The sequence below is a fragment of the Longibacter salinarum genome (genome assembly GCF_002554795.1).
Lineage (GTDB): Bacteria > Bacteroidota > Rhodothermia > Rhodothermales > Salinibacteraceae > Longibacter > Longibacter salinarum.
This window is the reverse complement of the sequence record NZ_PDEQ01000003.1, coordinates 206,319-221,815: the sequence shown is the minus strand read 5'-3', so window position 1 is coordinate 221,815 and position 15,497 is coordinate 206,319. Positions and strand designations below refer to the sequence as shown.

Annotated in this window: 13 protein-coding genes and 1 tRNA gene; 5 read left to right on the top strand and 9 right to left on the bottom strand. The window is 58.3% G+C overall.

Features of this window, described 5'->3' with window-relative positions:
- Positions 1–113 precede the first annotated feature (113 nt).
- Together CRI94_RS07245 and CRI94_RS07240 are read left to right on the top strand one after the other, a co-directional pair.
- The gene (locus tag CRI94_RS07245; protein ID WP_098075014.1) at positions 114–380 is read left to right on the top strand and encodes a hypothetical protein; all 267 of its coding nucleotides are present in this window, start codon (positions 114–116) and stop codon (positions 378–380) included.
- Between the two features lie 52 nt (positions 381–432).
- The gene (locus tag CRI94_RS07240; protein WP_098075013.1) at positions 433–2,142 is read left to right on the top strand and encodes a helicase HerA domain-containing protein; all 1,710 of its coding nucleotides are present in this window, start codon (positions 433–435) and stop codon (positions 2,140–2,142) included.
- 26 nt (positions 2,143–2,168) lie between these two features.
- Here CRI94_RS07240 and CRI94_RS07235 read toward each other — a convergent pair whose 3' ends face one another.
- From CRI94_RS07235 to CRI94_RS07220, 4 genes are all read right to left on the bottom strand, one after another.
- A complete protein-coding gene (locus tag CRI94_RS07235) occupies positions 2,169–2,618 on the bottom strand; it encodes a hypothetical protein (RefSeq protein ID WP_098075012.1) in 450 nt (149 codons plus the stop codon).
- Positions 2,619–2,772: 154 nt separating this feature from the next.
- Positions 2,773–5,580: a UPF0182 family membrane protein gene (locus CRI94_RS07230; RefSeq protein ID WP_098075011.1), complete on the bottom strand. Its 2,808-nt coding sequence runs from the start codon at positions 5,578–5,580 to the stop codon at positions 2,773–2,775.
- Between the two features lie 626 nt (positions 5,581–6,206).
- Positions 6,207–6,584, bottom strand: a complete 378-nt coding sequence (locus CRI94_RS07225) for a hypothetical protein (RefSeq protein WP_098075010.1) — start codon at positions 6,582–6,584, stop codon at positions 6,207–6,209.
- A 185-nt stretch (positions 6,585–6,769) separates the two neighbouring features.
- Entirely contained in the window at positions 6,770–7,147 is a 378-nt protein-coding gene (locus tag CRI94_RS07220; RefSeq protein ID WP_098075009.1) for a 2Fe-2S iron-sulfur cluster-binding protein, read from the bottom strand.
- Between the two features lie 426 nt (positions 7,148–7,573).
- Between CRI94_RS07220 and idi the strand changes: the two genes are divergently transcribed.
- Positions 7,574–8,098 carry an isopentenyl-diphosphate Delta-isomerase gene (gene idi, locus CRI94_RS07215; RefSeq protein WP_098075008.1) on the top strand — a complete coding sequence of 175 codons (525 nt, stop codon included), beginning with the start codon at positions 7,574–7,576 and terminating at the stop codon, positions 8,096–8,098.
- Between the two features lie 162 nt (positions 8,099–8,260).
- On the opposite strand, the gene CRI94_RS07210 is transcribed toward idi, so the two are convergent.
- Genes CRI94_RS07210 through CRI94_RS07200 form a run of 3 tightly spaced genes read right to left on the bottom strand, consistent with a single transcriptional unit; the run spans position 8,261 to position 10,726 of the window.
- Entirely contained in the window at positions 8,261–8,752 is a 492-nt protein-coding gene (locus CRI94_RS07210) for a hypothetical protein (RefSeq protein WP_098075007.1), read from the bottom strand.
- A complete protein-coding gene (locus tag CRI94_RS07205) occupies positions 8,724–10,043 on the bottom strand; it encodes a hypothetical protein (protein WP_098075006.1) in 1,320 nt (439 codons plus the stop codon). The genes CRI94_RS07210 and CRI94_RS07205 overlap by 29 nt, the downstream gene beginning before the upstream one ends.
- Positions 10,031–10,726 carry a hypothetical protein gene (locus CRI94_RS07200; protein ID WP_098075005.1) on the bottom strand — a complete coding sequence of 232 codons (696 nt, stop codon included), beginning with the start codon at positions 10,724–10,726 and terminating at the stop codon, positions 10,031–10,033. Before CRI94_RS07200 ends, CRI94_RS07205 begins: the two co-directional genes overlap by 13 nt.
- A gap of 328 nt (positions 10,727–11,054) precedes the next feature.
- On the opposite strand from CRI94_RS07200, the gene CRI94_RS07195 reads away from it, so the two are divergent.
- Complete coding sequence (locus CRI94_RS07195; protein WP_098075243.1) at positions 11,055–12,158, top strand: 6-phosphofructokinase; 1,104 nt, start codon at positions 11,055–11,057, stop codon at positions 12,156–12,158.
- Between the two features lie 388 nt (positions 12,159–12,546).
- Here CRI94_RS07195 and CRI94_RS07190 read toward each other — a convergent pair whose 3' ends face one another.
- On the bottom strand, positions 12,547–13,950 hold the full coding sequence (locus CRI94_RS07190) for a deoxyribodipyrimidine photo-lyase (protein WP_098075004.1): 1,404 nt from the start codon (positions 13,948–13,950) through the stop codon (positions 12,547–12,549).
- A 221-nt stretch (positions 13,951–14,171) separates the two neighbouring features.
- Positions 14,172–14,244, bottom strand: a tRNA-Arg gene (locus tag CRI94_RS07185).
- Positions 14,245–14,417: 173 nt separating this feature from the next.
- On the opposite strand from CRI94_RS07185, the gene CRI94_RS07180 reads away from it, so the two are divergent.
- The gene (locus tag CRI94_RS07180; RefSeq protein WP_098075003.1) at positions 14,418–15,455 is read left to right on the top strand and encodes an alpha/beta fold hydrolase; all 1,038 of its coding nucleotides are present in this window, start codon (positions 14,418–14,420) and stop codon (positions 15,453–15,455) included.
- The last annotated feature ends 42 nt before the right edge of the window (positions 15,456–15,497 follow it).

Below are 15,497 nucleotides of genomic sequence, written 5' to 3'. Positions count from 1 at the left end.
GCATGTAAAAGAGCCCATTATCTTCGAGTTGGGTACGACGCTGTAATATCTTATCTTATCCATCCATCGGAGTGACTCAAGCTGGTTTCTTCTTTCGAACGCCTCACAGACACATGGCCTTTCTGTCATTCGACTCGACGACGTCGCTGACCACACGCATCGTTCAGGGAATCCTAAGTATTCTGGGCGTCTACGCTGTCATCCGGTTCCTGCCGCGCATCATCTCGTTTGTATTCAAGCGCTTTGTCGTCGGGATCATCGGAGAGATCGTTCTGGTCACGGTTGGTGCCCTCTTGACCCAGCAGTTTGCGCGATCCTCGAGCGACCCTTCCGACGAGGGCGAACATAGCAGCATGCACACCGGTCGCGTCGATGCCTGACCGCCCCCACCCACCTCTACCTCCTCTGTTCTGACGGATCTTCCCCGACGTTATGCTTGAGTTCAGCGAATCGTCCGGCGACGGGCATCATCCCACCGATCGTCCCGGAAAGATCGGTGTCATCACGCACGGTTCCCTGAATGACGGGATCGAGATGAAACTCGATGCAGCCCGTCCCATCGAGGATGTGATTGCCGGCACCTTTGTCGTGATCCAGGGCGAGCAATATGACTTTTTCTGCATGATCACCGATGTAGAGATTGACGCAGCCAATGAGCAGATCTTGCTCAACCCGCCTGGCCCGGAAGACGACCTGCTTCGTGATGTGATGCGCGGCACCGGTACGTACGCCACCGTTTCGCTCAAGCCAATGCTCATGCTCCCCAACACGGAGCACCCCGAACTGAGCGAGGACGAACCCCGATCGGTCAAAACGATCCCGGCCCACTTTGCGCCGGTCGCCCACGCCACGGAGGATGACGTCGCCCGAGTATTCGGTCACGAAGCGAATGATGGTGGACGCACATTCTTCAATGTCGGTAGCCCGATCGGAATGGACGAGATTCCGGTCTGCATCAACCTACAGCGGTTCGCCGAACGATCGAACGCGGTCTTCGGGAAAACGGGAACGGGGAAAACCTTCCTGACACGTCTCTTGCTCGCCGGTACGATTCAGACCGGACGGGCCGTAAACCTCATTTTCGACATGCACTCGGAGTACGGCTACGGTGATCGTGCAGAATCCGAGGACGGGTCGACACAGTTCGTCAAGGGGCTCCGCGATCTGTTTCCAAGCAAAGTATGCATCTTCTCGCTAGACCCAAAGACGACGCGAGATCGCGGCAATCAGCCCGACCACGATGTCTACCTGCATGCCGACCAGATCCAGCCCGCGGACATCCTCCCGCTCCGCGATACGCTGAACCTGAACGCGACCGCCGCCGAGAGCAGCTACATGCTGCAGAATACATACGGCAAGGACTGGCTAAGAACCCTCCTGGAAGCACGGGGCGATGAACTGGAGCAAATCGCGGACGAAACGGGGGCACACCAGAGTTCCCTCGAAGCACTGAAGCGCAAGCTTTCACAGTTTGAGCAGTACGATTTCTTCACGACCCAGCCGTCGCAGGACCGCCACGACGTCCTGGATGCCCTCCTCGAAACCCTGGATAGCGGAAAGTCCGTCGTCCTCGAGTTTGGCCGCTACGACGACCTGAAGGTGTACCTCCTGGTCGCCAACGCGATCACGCGCCGGATCCGTCGGAAGTACGAGGAGAAGACGAATCGATACCGCCAGACGAAGAATGAGGGCGACAAGCCGCGTCCTCTGATGATCACGATCGAGGAAGCCCACAAATTCCTCGCGCCCGGCATTGCGCACGAGACACCATTCGGGAAGATCGCCCGCGAGATGCGGAAGTTCTTCGTCAGCCTGCTCGTCGTCGACCAACGCCCCTCGGCAATCGACGAGGAAGTGATGAGTCAGCTCGGCACGAAGATGATCGCCAAGCTGAACGATGACAAGGACATTTCCAATGCCCTCGTGGGGACGAGCGACTCTTCATCCCTGCGACAGGTGCTGGCCTCTCTCGACGCCAAGCAGCAGGCTCTTCTCCTCGGACACGCCGTCCCCATGCCGATTGTCGTGCGAACCCGAACCTACGGCGCCGACTTCTACGAGGATCTTCGTTCGGGTCCCCTTGGTGGAAAATCACCGAATGAGGATGACGACCCTGATGAACTCATTCATGAGCTGTTTTGACGACAGCTCTTATTTGGTTTTCTGATCTACAGCCACCCAGAGCGGCCGTCCGGACGCGTGCGATGCGGGTCGAAGAACCAGTCGGCGGACACAAAGAAGTACCAGCCGTGCAGCGCGATCCAGAAGACGGACCGGCCCGCGAGAAGCCACGAGTTCCAGTCGTCAGACGCCACGTACTGGGCCAGATCGACCGTGTACGGCGCTCCGAATGCGAGGCCGACGTAGTAGATCGTGATGAGAGCCAAGAGGATGAAACGAGCCCAGTTCTCTCCTCGCCGAATGGCCGACGCGCTTACAACGATGCCGGCACTGAGCAAGACCGAGATAAAGACATGGAGCGTCTCCGGGCGTCCGACCCCAATCGCGCCGAAGACCTGAAGCATGATCAACGCAGATGGGAGAATGGCGACCATGAGCAGGTCATACGTGGAGATCAAGCTGACCCCGAGAGGTCGGCGAAGTTGGGCCTGAGGCATGCCGGGCGTAGAAACGATGGTCCACGGGTGATACGAAGGGCAGAAGCGGTGGAGGAGGTTTTCTTGCTCAAAAAAAAGCCCGGTCGCACCCGTGAGGGTCCGACCGGACGGAATTGTTGGATATGTGACCGAGTCTCGACGAACACCGCTGTCGCTATTCTGACGTCTCCCCCTGCGGTACGACGGCCGACGTATCGACAGGCACAGCCGACTCCGCCTCCGAAACGCCACGGTCGAGAACATCTTCGAGCGCATCGAGCCGATCACCGAAGCGCGCGAAGTCGCCGCCCTGCAACGCATCTCGTGCCTCCTGCAGCAGTGAGCGCGCCTCGCGAAGTTCTTCAACCGCGTTCACCGCACCCGAGGCCGCCCCACGCTGAGATGGAGCGGGAAGGTCCGCCGCATCTGCGATATCGTCCTGCACGCGAAGGATTTCACGGCCAAGAACGACGTTCAGTGCTTCACGCAGGGAAACCTCCATCGCCACGTTCTCCCCGTACGCCACAATGACACGGCGCAGCTGCGGGATCTTCAGGTTTTCAGCGATGAGATAAATCGGCTCGACGTAGAGGAAGGATTCTTCGATCGGCACAACGATCAGGTTACCGCGGACAACACGCGAGCCCTGCTGATCCCACAGTGAGAGCAGCTGCGAAATCTCCGGGTTCTGATCGATACGCGACTCGATCTGATTCGGGCCGTAGATCAGTTTCTCCTTCGGCAGCTTGTACACCACGAGGTCCCCGTAATTGGGCGCGTCGGACTGCGCTGCGACCCACGCGATCATGTTGTCGCGATTTTCCGGCGTCATCGGTGTCATCAACATGAATTGAAGCTGGTCGTCGCCTGGCAGCTTCGACATGATGTAGTACGGCTCCATGATGCGCTGATTCTCGTCGTACTGCTCCCGCGGTCGCGTCCACAGATCTTCGTTGTTATAGAAGACGCGAGCGTTTTGCATGTGGTACCGCCGGTACCGTTCGATCTGAATCTCAAACATATCCTGCGGATACCGAACGTGCGAGCGCAGTCCCTCCGGCATCTCCTCCATCGGACGGAAGAGCTCCGGGAAGATATTCTGGTACGTTTGGATCAGCGGGTCGTCCGCGTCCGAGATGTAGAAATCGACCTTTCCTTCGTAGGCATCAACGACCGTCTTGACGGAGTTGCGAATGTACTTAATGCCATTGTACTGACCGTACCCACGGATCGGCTCGCTATATGGGAACGACTGGGTGGTCGTGTAGGCATCCTGTATCCAGTATTGACGCCGATCATTCAGAACAAAGTATGGATCTCTGTCGAGCTGGAGGAAGGGCGTGATCTTGCGAATGCGTTCCTGCACCCGATTCCAGATCTGAATCCGGCTCGACTCGTTCAAGTAGTCGGACAACAGGATGTTGAAGTCGCCGAGATAGTACGCGAAGAGCAGCTCTTTCCAGAAGGCATTCAGCAGAACCCCTCCATTGCCCTTGTAGGAGACGTAGACGTTATCATCCCCCTGCGGGTACGCGAACTCCTTCTCATTCGTGCTAACAAGGCGATACGTCGAGGCCGTCTCCGAGTAGTAGATCGCAGGTTGATCGACGGCGAGCGCCGAATCTTCGGCCACTGGCGGAAGGTCCTTGACCAGAAACTCCGGTGATCCCTCCGTCCCCTCCCGAGCAACGAGATTCGCAACGGCACCATAGCCGTGGGTAAACTGCAGATGCCGGTTTACCCAGTTGTTGGAGCCCTGTGGCAGCGATGCCGTCAACTCTCGGGCCGACAACATCACCTGCCGGTACCCATCCTCCAACTGGTACCGGTCGACGTCGACATTTTGAAACTCGTAGTACAGTCGAATCTGCTGCAGCTGACTGTAGGTATCGATCAGCAAGCGGGGATCCCAGAGCCGGATATTGCGAATCGTCTCCTGGTTCGACGTAATGTCTTCCACCGTGAGATCCGTTCGCGCGGGGTAGGACTCCTCCCTCACATCAGAGAGTCCGTATGCCTTGCGGGTCAGCCGGATGTTATCCTTGAGATAGGGCTCCTCGACCGTGAGTTCGTTGGGCGTCACCGTGAATTGTGTGACGAGCGTTGGCGCAACAATCATGGCGACCACGAGCGTGACGACGTACGCCGCAACACCGAGGCCGAGGACGCGAAGGCGGCGCTGAAACAGGTTGACCGCGACCAGCAGCACGAGCAGCATCGTCGCAAAGACCATCACCCAGAGCGCAGGAATGGTCACGTGGATGTCGGTATATCCCGCGCCGTACACGGCCCCGCCGCCCTCCATCAGAACCTCGTAACGGTCGAGATAGAACCCCCAGGCCCATCCCAGAAGGAGAACGATGACGTTGATGCCGAGGTGCTTCACGACGGGCATCGGAAGCTGGAACTGCCCGTTTCGAACCCCAATCTGCCCGGCCAGAATATACCCGGTAATCAGCGTCAGGAGCCCGAGAAACGCAAGTCCGACGAGCCCACTCTGCAACGCCTGAATGAACGGCAACTCCAGCATGTAAAAGCTGAGATCAAGGCCGTACACCGGATCAACATCACCGTAGGGAACGGCATAAAGATATCGAAGGAGTCCGTCCCACTGCCCGGCGAAACCTGCTGCGAACAATAGACTCAGAATCGCGCCGATGGTGTAGGCAAGGCGGCGGACCCGATCGCGTGTCAGCGGCGTGCCGCCCTGGTCTTCCTGACCGAAGTTCGCCGCCCACGACGGGGGTAAACGTTCGACCAGAACGCGGAAGTTGACGATGAAGTATACCGCCGCCACCAAGATGACGACAGCAAACAGGAGAACTTGTGTCGTTAAAATCGTCCAGTATACACCCTCGAAGCCGAGTTCACTCATCCAGAGGTACTCGACGAACAGACCGGGGGCAAAGAGGAGAAGCGTGAGCACGAGGCCAACGATGCCGAGAACGACCTGTGCAGCGCGGCTCTGTGGAATAAGCGACATACGACGGTGCCGGAGAAGTGGACATCTATGACGGGAAGGACAAATCAATCTCACCGGAAAAAATGCCGGCAGGACGATGATGAATGCACACTAAGGGTTCGGGTTCACTTTCTGGTGCCGGAATCTTGAGGTCGTGACGAACAGAACACCGTCCGGTACCGAGTGGACGAAATTGAAGGAAAACGAGTCGAACGAACGTGGTCGGGATCATGCTTTAATCCTACGGCTGATGCTCCTGGCACACTATCCTGGCGATGGACACGATCCGTGCTCATCTCCCGAAGTCTATCTTGCCCCGACGGCCTACTGATACCGTTTCGACTGTAAAATGTCGGTGTCTCCAACGGCTTCGATTCCGCGTACGCGCCACATTCTGGCAGAAGAACGTTCGAACGTATCCCGTTGAGGAACTGTTTGGCGGATGGGTCTCAAAAACGTAAGCTCGGTCGTTCCTGTCTATTCGCAGCCCTGGCGGTGATCCGATGACACGTGTGCTATATCACGGTGTGCGAAACGAACAAGGCCTGGTTGCGCAGGCGGCCCGAGGACCGACCGTCGGGTCGGGAGGTCCGTCCATCGAGTGCAACCGAAGATTCCATAGCCTGCCCGGCACTCATTGTAATCCATCACAAAATGAGCGCAAAGGCCAAGAGTCCAACCCCAATGACAAACGATAATGCGCCAAGATCAGGAGCTGTCATGCTACCGACGAACAGCGTGGGCTCATCCGGCGCGTCTTCGTCACCGGCTGACCATGTGAGCGCGAGAACACCGACGCCAACCCCCGTCATCGCAGCCCCAAATGTACGAAGTGCAAGTAGAATGTCGCGGTGTAGCATCAGACTGCCTCCGAGGATGATGAGGCCGCCGATCAGCGGGACGAGTCGGCTAAAGAGTTGAAAGGCGGCCCCATCTACTTCGCTCCGGACCTGATGGCGCCGAGAGACGACGTAAAGGATGAGACCGGCACCGAACACGATAGCAAGACCTGCAGGTAGAAGCATACGAGCGGAAGGGATGACTGTCATCGAAGGGGACGTTCCGGCACGTCGACGGCACCGTCCGCGTTCCTGCTGGTCTCATCTGACCGCCCTCCCAAGAAAAAGGCGGACCGATCGCCGGTCCGCCTCACCGTACTTTGATCTGCGAAACATCACTGATGTACCCGCGACTCGCACCAGGCTGTTCGTCAGTCGCTTTCCTCAAGATCTTGGGGTGCGTGCCATTCTGGCTCTGGCTCCACCTGAATGGCCGGCTCAGGTCCATTGTCATCCCATCCCTCTTTGCTGGCCCACATCAGCGGTTTCACCGTCATGTCACGGTCGACAACGATCTGACAGGACAGCCTCATCTGCCCGAGTTTCTTCATGCTGCTCAGTTTGTCGTGCTCGGCCTGAGTCATCACCTCCGGCTCGCCGTCCGCAAACTCGACTCGGCAGGTCGTGCAACTGGCATGCCCCCCGCATCGGTGTCCGACTTCAACACCACTCTGTTCGATCGCGCGCACGAGTCGAGTTCCATCTTCGACCTCGAACGTTCCTTCTCCTTGAATCGTCAATTTAGGCATGCGTCGTACGGACTTATTTTCTGGAGGTCGTGGATTCAGCCTTCATTACCCGGTCGTTGTGCAACCCGGTTCAGCCGAAAAAGACGAAGCGTGAGGCAGCATGTCAACGAGAAAAGCAATTCGTTACGGAATGACGGGAGGCATCCTTACGGAGTAGCTTCCCTTGACTAAACGAGACTGATGGAACCGGTGCGTTACACCATTGCAAACTACTTGCATATAAACGCCTAGACGAAAGTCCTGATTTCTCCCACGGGTGTTCAGGCTGGAACGCTATCTCCGGTACCCATCATGGGAGCAGAGCGTAAAAGAACAAGAGCCTTACATTCATTTGAGCATGAAGCCTCTATCTTTATCACCTGTATAAAGTCCGTCCCCAACGGCTGATCCGCCCCTCCTTCGCTCGCCCTTACGTGACTATTCCGCATGACTGACCACGTCGTTCTCGTCAACACAGATGATGTGCCGCAGGGCACTGCTGAAAAGCTCGAAGCACACGTTCACGGGTGGTTGCATCGGGCGTTCTCGATCTTCGTATTCGACTCCCGGGGACGGCTTCTTCTCCAAAAACGGGCCGACGACAAGTACCATTCGGCTGGCCTGTGGTCAAACACGTGCTGCAGTCATCCGCGTCCGGACGAAGACCTGGAGGAAGCCGTTCAGCGCCGACTCGTCGAGGAAATGGGATTCGACTGCGACGTGCACCACGCCTTTCAGTTCGTCTATCGGGCGGATGTCGGCGAAGGGCTCGTAGAACACGAGTTGGATCACGTCTTCATCGGCCATGCGGACCCGACTGTGAACGCGAACTCCGACGAGGTGTCGGATTGGGCCTGGGTCACGCCGGAAGACCTGCTCGCCGACGTCGCCGCGCGACCGGAACGCTACACGTTCTGGTTTCGCCACATCCTTGACCGCACGCTGGCGCACGTCTCTGCCCGAGCCGCGTAGATGGGTCGTTTGACCGTCGACTCTTCGGGCTAGCGTTAACGTCAAACACGCCGGCAACGTCCTACAGCGGGGTTGCATGACCCTCCGCTGCCGTCCTTCCCACGCGGCCCTGGATGATCGTACCACGAGACCAGCGCACCTGTAGCGGCTGCCGGCGTCACCTCACGAACGGAGGTGACCGGTTTCCGACAGATCCTCTGCGCGATAGCCGCTTGGCGTAGATTTCGGTGTGGTCGCCAGATTGGTCGTGCTCGGCTCCCGCCTCTTCTCTCCGACCAGCCAGCCAATCACACGACGTCGAGCCGTCTTCGTCGCCCCCTTTCGAAAGACGACCTCGACCCGACCGAGGCTGAAGAACACGACCATCTTCACCGCCAGCCCCGGGATCTGCGTTCGAAGGGACGATCCAAGGTACGGAGAGAACGACGGTTCGAACGTGGACCGCACGCTGTCCACGAACGCATAGAGCGTCTTCTCCTTCTCGCGCTCACCGAGCCGGTCGCTCAATTTCATCTCGAGCCGCAGCGGGTATCTCCGGCAGTCGTTGTGGAGAATCAGCACGCGATCTGGACCGACGTACTCGAATGTGTCTTCTTTCGACCCACGGGCGAGATAATCGTCAAGCTCACTCCGTGACCTGAATTGTACATGCATTGCCGGGTCCGTCAACTGCAAGACAGTGATTTTCGAAAGCTCGGAATCCGTCGCTTCGCTCGAACACCTTATTGACGTACTCGCTATCGATCGAGCGATTGTACGACAGAATATTGCCGTAGCGAAGCGCGTTCATAATGGCTTCGCCGCCTCCCGTGTGGAGGAAGCAAACCGGGCTATCGGCATATCCAAAGAACTCTCGGTGATTGTAGGCTTCGTAGCTGTTGTAAACGGTGAACCGCATCTCCTTCTCGGAGAGGTAGTCAAGCGTCCACGCGCCCCATCCGAATGCATTTACCACCGCGAAGAGCGTCGTCATGGAATCCTTCTCCGATGGATTCGCCCCAAAGTGCGATTTTCGAAGCAACTCGTATTCCGACGATTGCAAGATGTTACCGAGCGTATAGAAGCCGCAGACATGACCGGCCTCTTTCAGCAAACGCCGACCCAGATCGCGCGACATCGAGTGCTCGCTCAACCGGTTGAGCAAGACGGTCGAACAAATGTTGTAGTACAGCGACGGGATAAACGTGAGGTACACATTGAATGCAGCAATCAACCCTTCCTCCTCGTCGCCCGAGAGATCCATATTCCGGACCACCGAGGTAACAGGCCGAGCCGGAAGGTCATCGGGTAAAGGCGTGTGCTCAAGACGCTGACGCCCATTTCGGAGCTGTCGAGCCTCGTCAAGGTACTCGCCGATGCGTTCCGACTGATTCGGGTGTTTCCGAATCGCCCAAGAGTTTCGGTCGTCTCCCATCGAGAGGCATTGTCGCTGCGTCACGTCGACATCGCAGCCATACGTAGCCATCAACGCGCCCTGGATTGCCCCAGTGAGGAAAAAGTCCTGTGGCGAGTCCTGCTCACCGAACTTTGCCTTGAAGCCACTTGAATGGTGTGATGCCGTCGCGGTAATCGTCTGCTGCGTTGCGGCATCCGTTACCTTCGGGTTTCCGTACCCCCGACGCTTGAAGAACTCTTCCACAAAGAGAAGTCGCTGCTGCTCCGTCCAGTCTTGATTCGACCGGAACGTTTGAGCAAAGGTCAGGAAGAATAGCATTCCCGCCGTGTCAACAAGGACGTCCTCCATGTTCAGGTCCTTGTTCGACAGCAGGGTTTTCTGCAGAAAGCAGTTGTAATGATTGCAGTGGGCGACGTACGTGTGACCCGCCGGGCCGAGAAGATGGCAGCGCTCTTCAGCGAGAACGAGGTTGGTGGCACCATCCGGTAACGTCGGCGTGCTCGCCGGGGCTGAGTCATTCCCGGAACTTGGTTGGTCTACTGATAGCATGATTCCGGGATACTCTCGTTCAGGTTATTTTCCACTGCAGTCTCGAGCGCTTCCATGACCTCGGGATCCTTAATGACCTCGAGTGCCTCCAGGTCATCCATCGACTCGACGCCAATACTCGCCAACGCACCGGAGGCCTCCATCAGGATGAAAGCCTGCGTGTTTTTGTAGTTTTTGACGTTTTCAGAGAGGTCCTCCATCCATTTCCAGAGAGCCCGGAGATGAAGTTCTGGAGCCGGACGTGTCTGCGTCGGCACGCGGTCCTCCGAGAGGTCAATCGAGGACGTGTCAAAGCGATCGAAGCTCCCGGTCTCGTGCTGCGAATCGGCCGAGGTGACATCCTCTCGCCGTGGCTGACCGCTTTCAACACCGTCGCTTTCAACACCGTCGCCCCCCGTTTCGGTGGCAGAGGGGCCGTCACTCGACGATGGCGAAGGGGGTTCACTGGTTGCTGCCTGGGGTCGAAACGCGTCGTATGTGACGACATCTTCGGCGATCAGATCATGCGACTGTAGCAGACGAACCGCCGAGAACGTTTCCGACTCACTGAGCCCGAGATCGGAGGCAATGTCTGAGGTTGAGGTCTCCCCATCGACCTCATGGTAAAACGCCCAGCAAGACCGGGGTAACTGCAGCGACGAAGGAGGGTCGGACTTGCGGCTAAATATCGTCCCGGAAAACATGAATATGGGATAGAGTGAAAGTACGGACGGCCGGCCGACCGGATACGTGATTGAGAAACGTCACTCCGCTTCGGCTAGTGAATAGACTTTCGTAAACAATGTGATAACGCCGGGAATGATCCGTTAGATATACGGACATGTCGGTTAACGTACACATGTGACACCGAGTGTTGGGAGCCGACGCCCGCCTGTTCTATCGGTGCCCCGCGGTTCAGCGCCGATGATCTGACTGTCTGTCGGGCCGCGTCGGTTGACGAAGACGGAGCCGTTCGTATTTTTGGAATTCGACGGACTCGCTTTCTACCCGACCTTTCTCAGACAGCAAAATATGAACAGTGCATCGTTTCGCGTGGGCATTCTAACTGGAGGCGGAGACTGCCCGGGCCTGAATGCGGTCATTCGTGCTGTCGCCAAGAGCCTGATGCTGCAGCACGACGCTGAAATCATCGGCATCCGGGACGGCTTTCAGGGTCTCATCGAGCGTCACGTCGAGCCGCTCGAATACGTCGACGTGAGCGGGATTTTGACCCGTGGCGGGACCATTCTGGGTGCTTCGAATAAGGCCAACCCGTTTTCCTACTACCGGCGAGGAAATGCGGACGTATCCGCAGAAGCCCTAAAGACGTATCAGGGACTGGGCCTTGATGGGCTCGTCACCATCGGCGGAGACGGCACCATGTCGATCGCGCACCGGCTTGCGGAGATGGGAATGAACATCGTCGGCGTCCCGAAGACGATCGACAATGACCTTGTGGGAACGGATGAGACCTTCGGCTTCGACACGGCCGTATCGATCGCGACCGACGCCATGGATCGCATCCATACAACGGCGCAGAGTCATCATCGCGTCATGGTCGTCGAAACGATGGGTCGGTACGCGGGGTGGATCGCCCTCCATGCTGGCACCGCGAGCGGCGCGGACATTATCCTGATCCCGGAGATCGATTACGACGTGGAGGAGGTGGCCCGCGTGTGCCAGACTCGAGAGGACAGCGGGCAGCGTTTTACGATCATAGCCATTGCAGAAGGTGCAACCCCGGTCGGCGGTGAAATGGCCGTGCGAGAACGGATCGAGGACAGCCCGGACCCACTCCGGCTCGGCGGAATCGGCAACATGCTCGCCCACGACCTGAAGGATCGCGTCACGAGCGCCGTTCGCACAACCATTCTCGGACACGTTCAGCGTGGCGGTTCCCCGACCGCCTACGACCGCAATCTCTCAACAACGTTCGGCGCGATGGCAGCGAAAATGATGGCGGACGGACAGTTCGGGCGCATGGTCGCCTATCAGAACGGTGGATTCACCAGCGTGCCCCTGAGCGACGTGGCGGACAAAACGCGAACGGTCGGACTCGACAACCCGCTTCTTCGTAGCGCCCTCGCCGTCGGCACCTCATTCGGCCAGAAAGACCTGTCAAACATCAAAAGCTGAAGCTCCGGAGCGATGATTCAGCCGTGCCGACTGCGCCGCCCCCCTGTGGTCCTGACAACATCGGTGACACGTTCCCTCGGCAACATGGGTAGCACCTCCGGACCATCCTGACTCGTCTCTTCCGGTTCGATTTGATGCTCTGCCCTCCTTCCATTTTCGAAGGGATCAAGCGTCGCACAGCCGTGCGACGCTTTTTTTGTTCGCGATCTCAGTAGGCATTCCCTTCAGCTTATTCGGCAGCCCGTCGAACCCTGTAGTCTCGGCAACATCGTTCACATGTCAGCTCGGCAACACGGGAGGAGCACGTGCCCCCTGAACTCTGAACCTTGAACCCTGAACGCTGAACTCTGAACGTTGAACTCTGAACGTTGAACTCTGAACCCTACCCTCATCCCCGCGCCTTTTCCGCAAGGCGATCAACCTTCCGGACATACTCCTTCGGTTTCGCCTTCCGCTCCAGTCCGCCGCTGCTCATGTAGCGCGTCTTGCCGTACACGGGCCGTTCCTTCCAGGCACGGTCGTGTAGCCCAAAGATCCAAAGCACGTTGCTGAACGAGTTCGGGTCGCGTCCATCGAGGAAATAGGTGTTGTTGAGATGGAGGATGCGACGATGAGCCTCCTCCGGGTCGGGCGACCATTCCAGAATTTTCTTTCCCCAGTACATGCGCATGTAATTGTGCATGTATCCGGTCTCGCGCATTTCCTTCATCGATGCGTTCCAGTACGGGTCGTGCGTCTCGCCGTCGCGGAGTTCGTCCAGGCTATACAGGTGTTCACGCTCGTCATCGGCGTGCTCCTCCAGCGTCGTCGCCGCCCAGTCCGGTAGCGGGTCGAGCGTGTCGTAGCTGTTGCGATTATAGTAGCAGAAGTTCATCGTGATTTCCCGCCGCACCATCAGCTCCTCGATGTAGGAGTCGATCTCCGATTGCGGTGCATCGGACTCACGAATTCGATTGGCAATCCAGACCGGTGACACCTGGCCGAAGTGGAGAAACATGCTGGCGTACGATACCGCGCTGGTCTCGGGCCGATTCCGCTTCTCGTCGTAGTCGTTGAACTCCTTCGCTATGAACGTGCGCAGGACATCTTTGCCGTGGAGGGGCCCGCCTCGGTACAACGACGAAACCGGCGTTACGCTGCGATCCAGATCCAGCGCATCGGTAACGGCCTCAACGTCGGACAGGTCGATGTCTCCGTCCACGTCGAGGTCGAGCGAATCGTTTTCTACAGGCGTGGGCTCCAGGTCGATAAAAAAAGACTCGGCGTGCTCCCACAGCTTTGGGCGAATGGTGCGAGCGGCGTATTCACTCTTGCCCGACGCGAGTTCGACCGGTACGATGACATCGCCCTCGACCTGCACCACGCGGCAGGGCGCCTGCTCGGCCACTGTCTCGCGCCACGTTCGCTGGTGGCGGAGGTAGCCACGATCCGTGACGAGGACGACGGCGCGATCGGCATACTCGATCGCAACCTCGTCGGGGGAGCCGTGAGAAACGATCATCTTAATCCCCCTCTCGTCCGCGAGAACCTGCTGCGTCTCCTGAAGGCCCTCCAGCATGAACGTGTAGTGCCGGAGATTCGCCTCGGGGTAGTCGTCCATCAGACCGAACACGACGAGCAGCGGCGCATCGTGCTCATTCGCAATCTGGGCGGCCCGCTCCAGCGCCGGGTTATCCTCCGGGCGCTGCGACTGCTGCATCCAGTAGAGCACGTAGTCGCCATCCTCCTGCGGCGACGTGTCGTTCAGAACTTGGATCCGTTCATGCTGGATATCGGGCGTAGTGGTGGCCATGAGGCGAGGCGACAGAATTGAGAGAGGACGACGTTCAGAAACACCCAAACGTCGCTTTCTATCCTCATGTGCCGCAGCGATGACAGCCCCTACCGCATCGTTTCATTCAGCGAGGCTGCAGCGGCCAGACCGTGGAGCGTCAGAATCGATGTCCCCGCCCCAAACAAACAACGTCGCATTTTACATTTCGCACTTCGACCTTCCCACTTCGCCTTCCCCTGTACCCTCGCCTGGACTCGAACCAGGATTTACGGCTTAGGAGGCCATCGTTCTATCCCGTTGAACTACGAGGGCAGATGTGATTCGGAAACGGTGCGAATGGTCTCGACTATTTCTTGCACCAACTGCATCGTTTCCGGAGACGGGAAGGAGCAACGAGCAGTCGGTGCGTCGGTTTCCGGGATCCACGTTCCCGTCCCACCATTCAGTCAGTCCAGCCTCTTCTCGTTCCCATTCTCGACGTAACCATGCCTGACACGTCTGCTGCAGACCACGCAACAACGCCCCCCTCCGACAATGGGACATGGTCGCGCATCGCCTGGGGCCTCGCGGGTGCTGCTGGCACATACGCTGCAGTGAAAGGGCTGCAGGCGGCTGTCCGCGGTCAGTTGCCCGCACCGTCGACGCTGCCACCGGCGCTATCTGTTCGGGCGCGAGCTGTGGCCCTACCGGGAGGCCAGGCCAATTACTATCACCGGCCCGGGAATGGGACTCCCATCGTATTTGTCCACAGTTTCAATGCGGCTGCGTCCTCCTTCGAGATGGCGCCCATTTTCGAGTACTGGGCCGAGAATACGGATCGGCCACTCTACGTCATGGACTGGCTCGGCTTCGGACGGTCGGATCGGCCGAACATCGACTACACCCCTGACCTTTACCACTCGCATCTCTTTGCGTTTTTGCGTGACGTCGTCGAGACACCCGCAGATCTTGTCGCACTTTCGCTCGGGTGCGAGTATGCTGCGTCAATCGGCATGCAGGCTGCTCCCATGGTTCGCCGCCTGGTTCTCCTCCACCCGACGGGCCTCGGCGAACGGCGTGGCCCCGCTCCGCTCGCTCGCGCAATGATTCGATCGGCCGATGCCTCCGGTCTGTTCGAGCTCTTCTTCTACCGGCTCACTCGCACGGCATCCCTTCGAGACTTCTACGAGCGTCAGGTCTTTCTCCGGAAGGAAGACGTTCCCGACGCGCTCGTCGACTACGCTCACGTGACCAGCCATGCTCGCGGCGCCCATCACGCGCCGCGCCGCTTCGTGGACGGCTCCCTGTTTCTCGATAATGTCGCTTCAGACATTTACGCGCGTCTCTACCGGCCGACGCTACTCCTCACTCCTGCGGACCCGGCTCGAACGGTCCAGCAGTTTGACATGCTGCCCGACGTGCTAAAGAGCAACGAACGCGATCTCTCACACAGACCGCTTCCCGGCGGACTGCTACCGCACTGGGAACATGGCGTTGCCCGCAGCACGACACTTGAAGCTATCGAACAGTTTCTTACAGACTAAGGTGCCGTCCCCCCCTCGAGCCCTCTCTCTTCTCACATCACT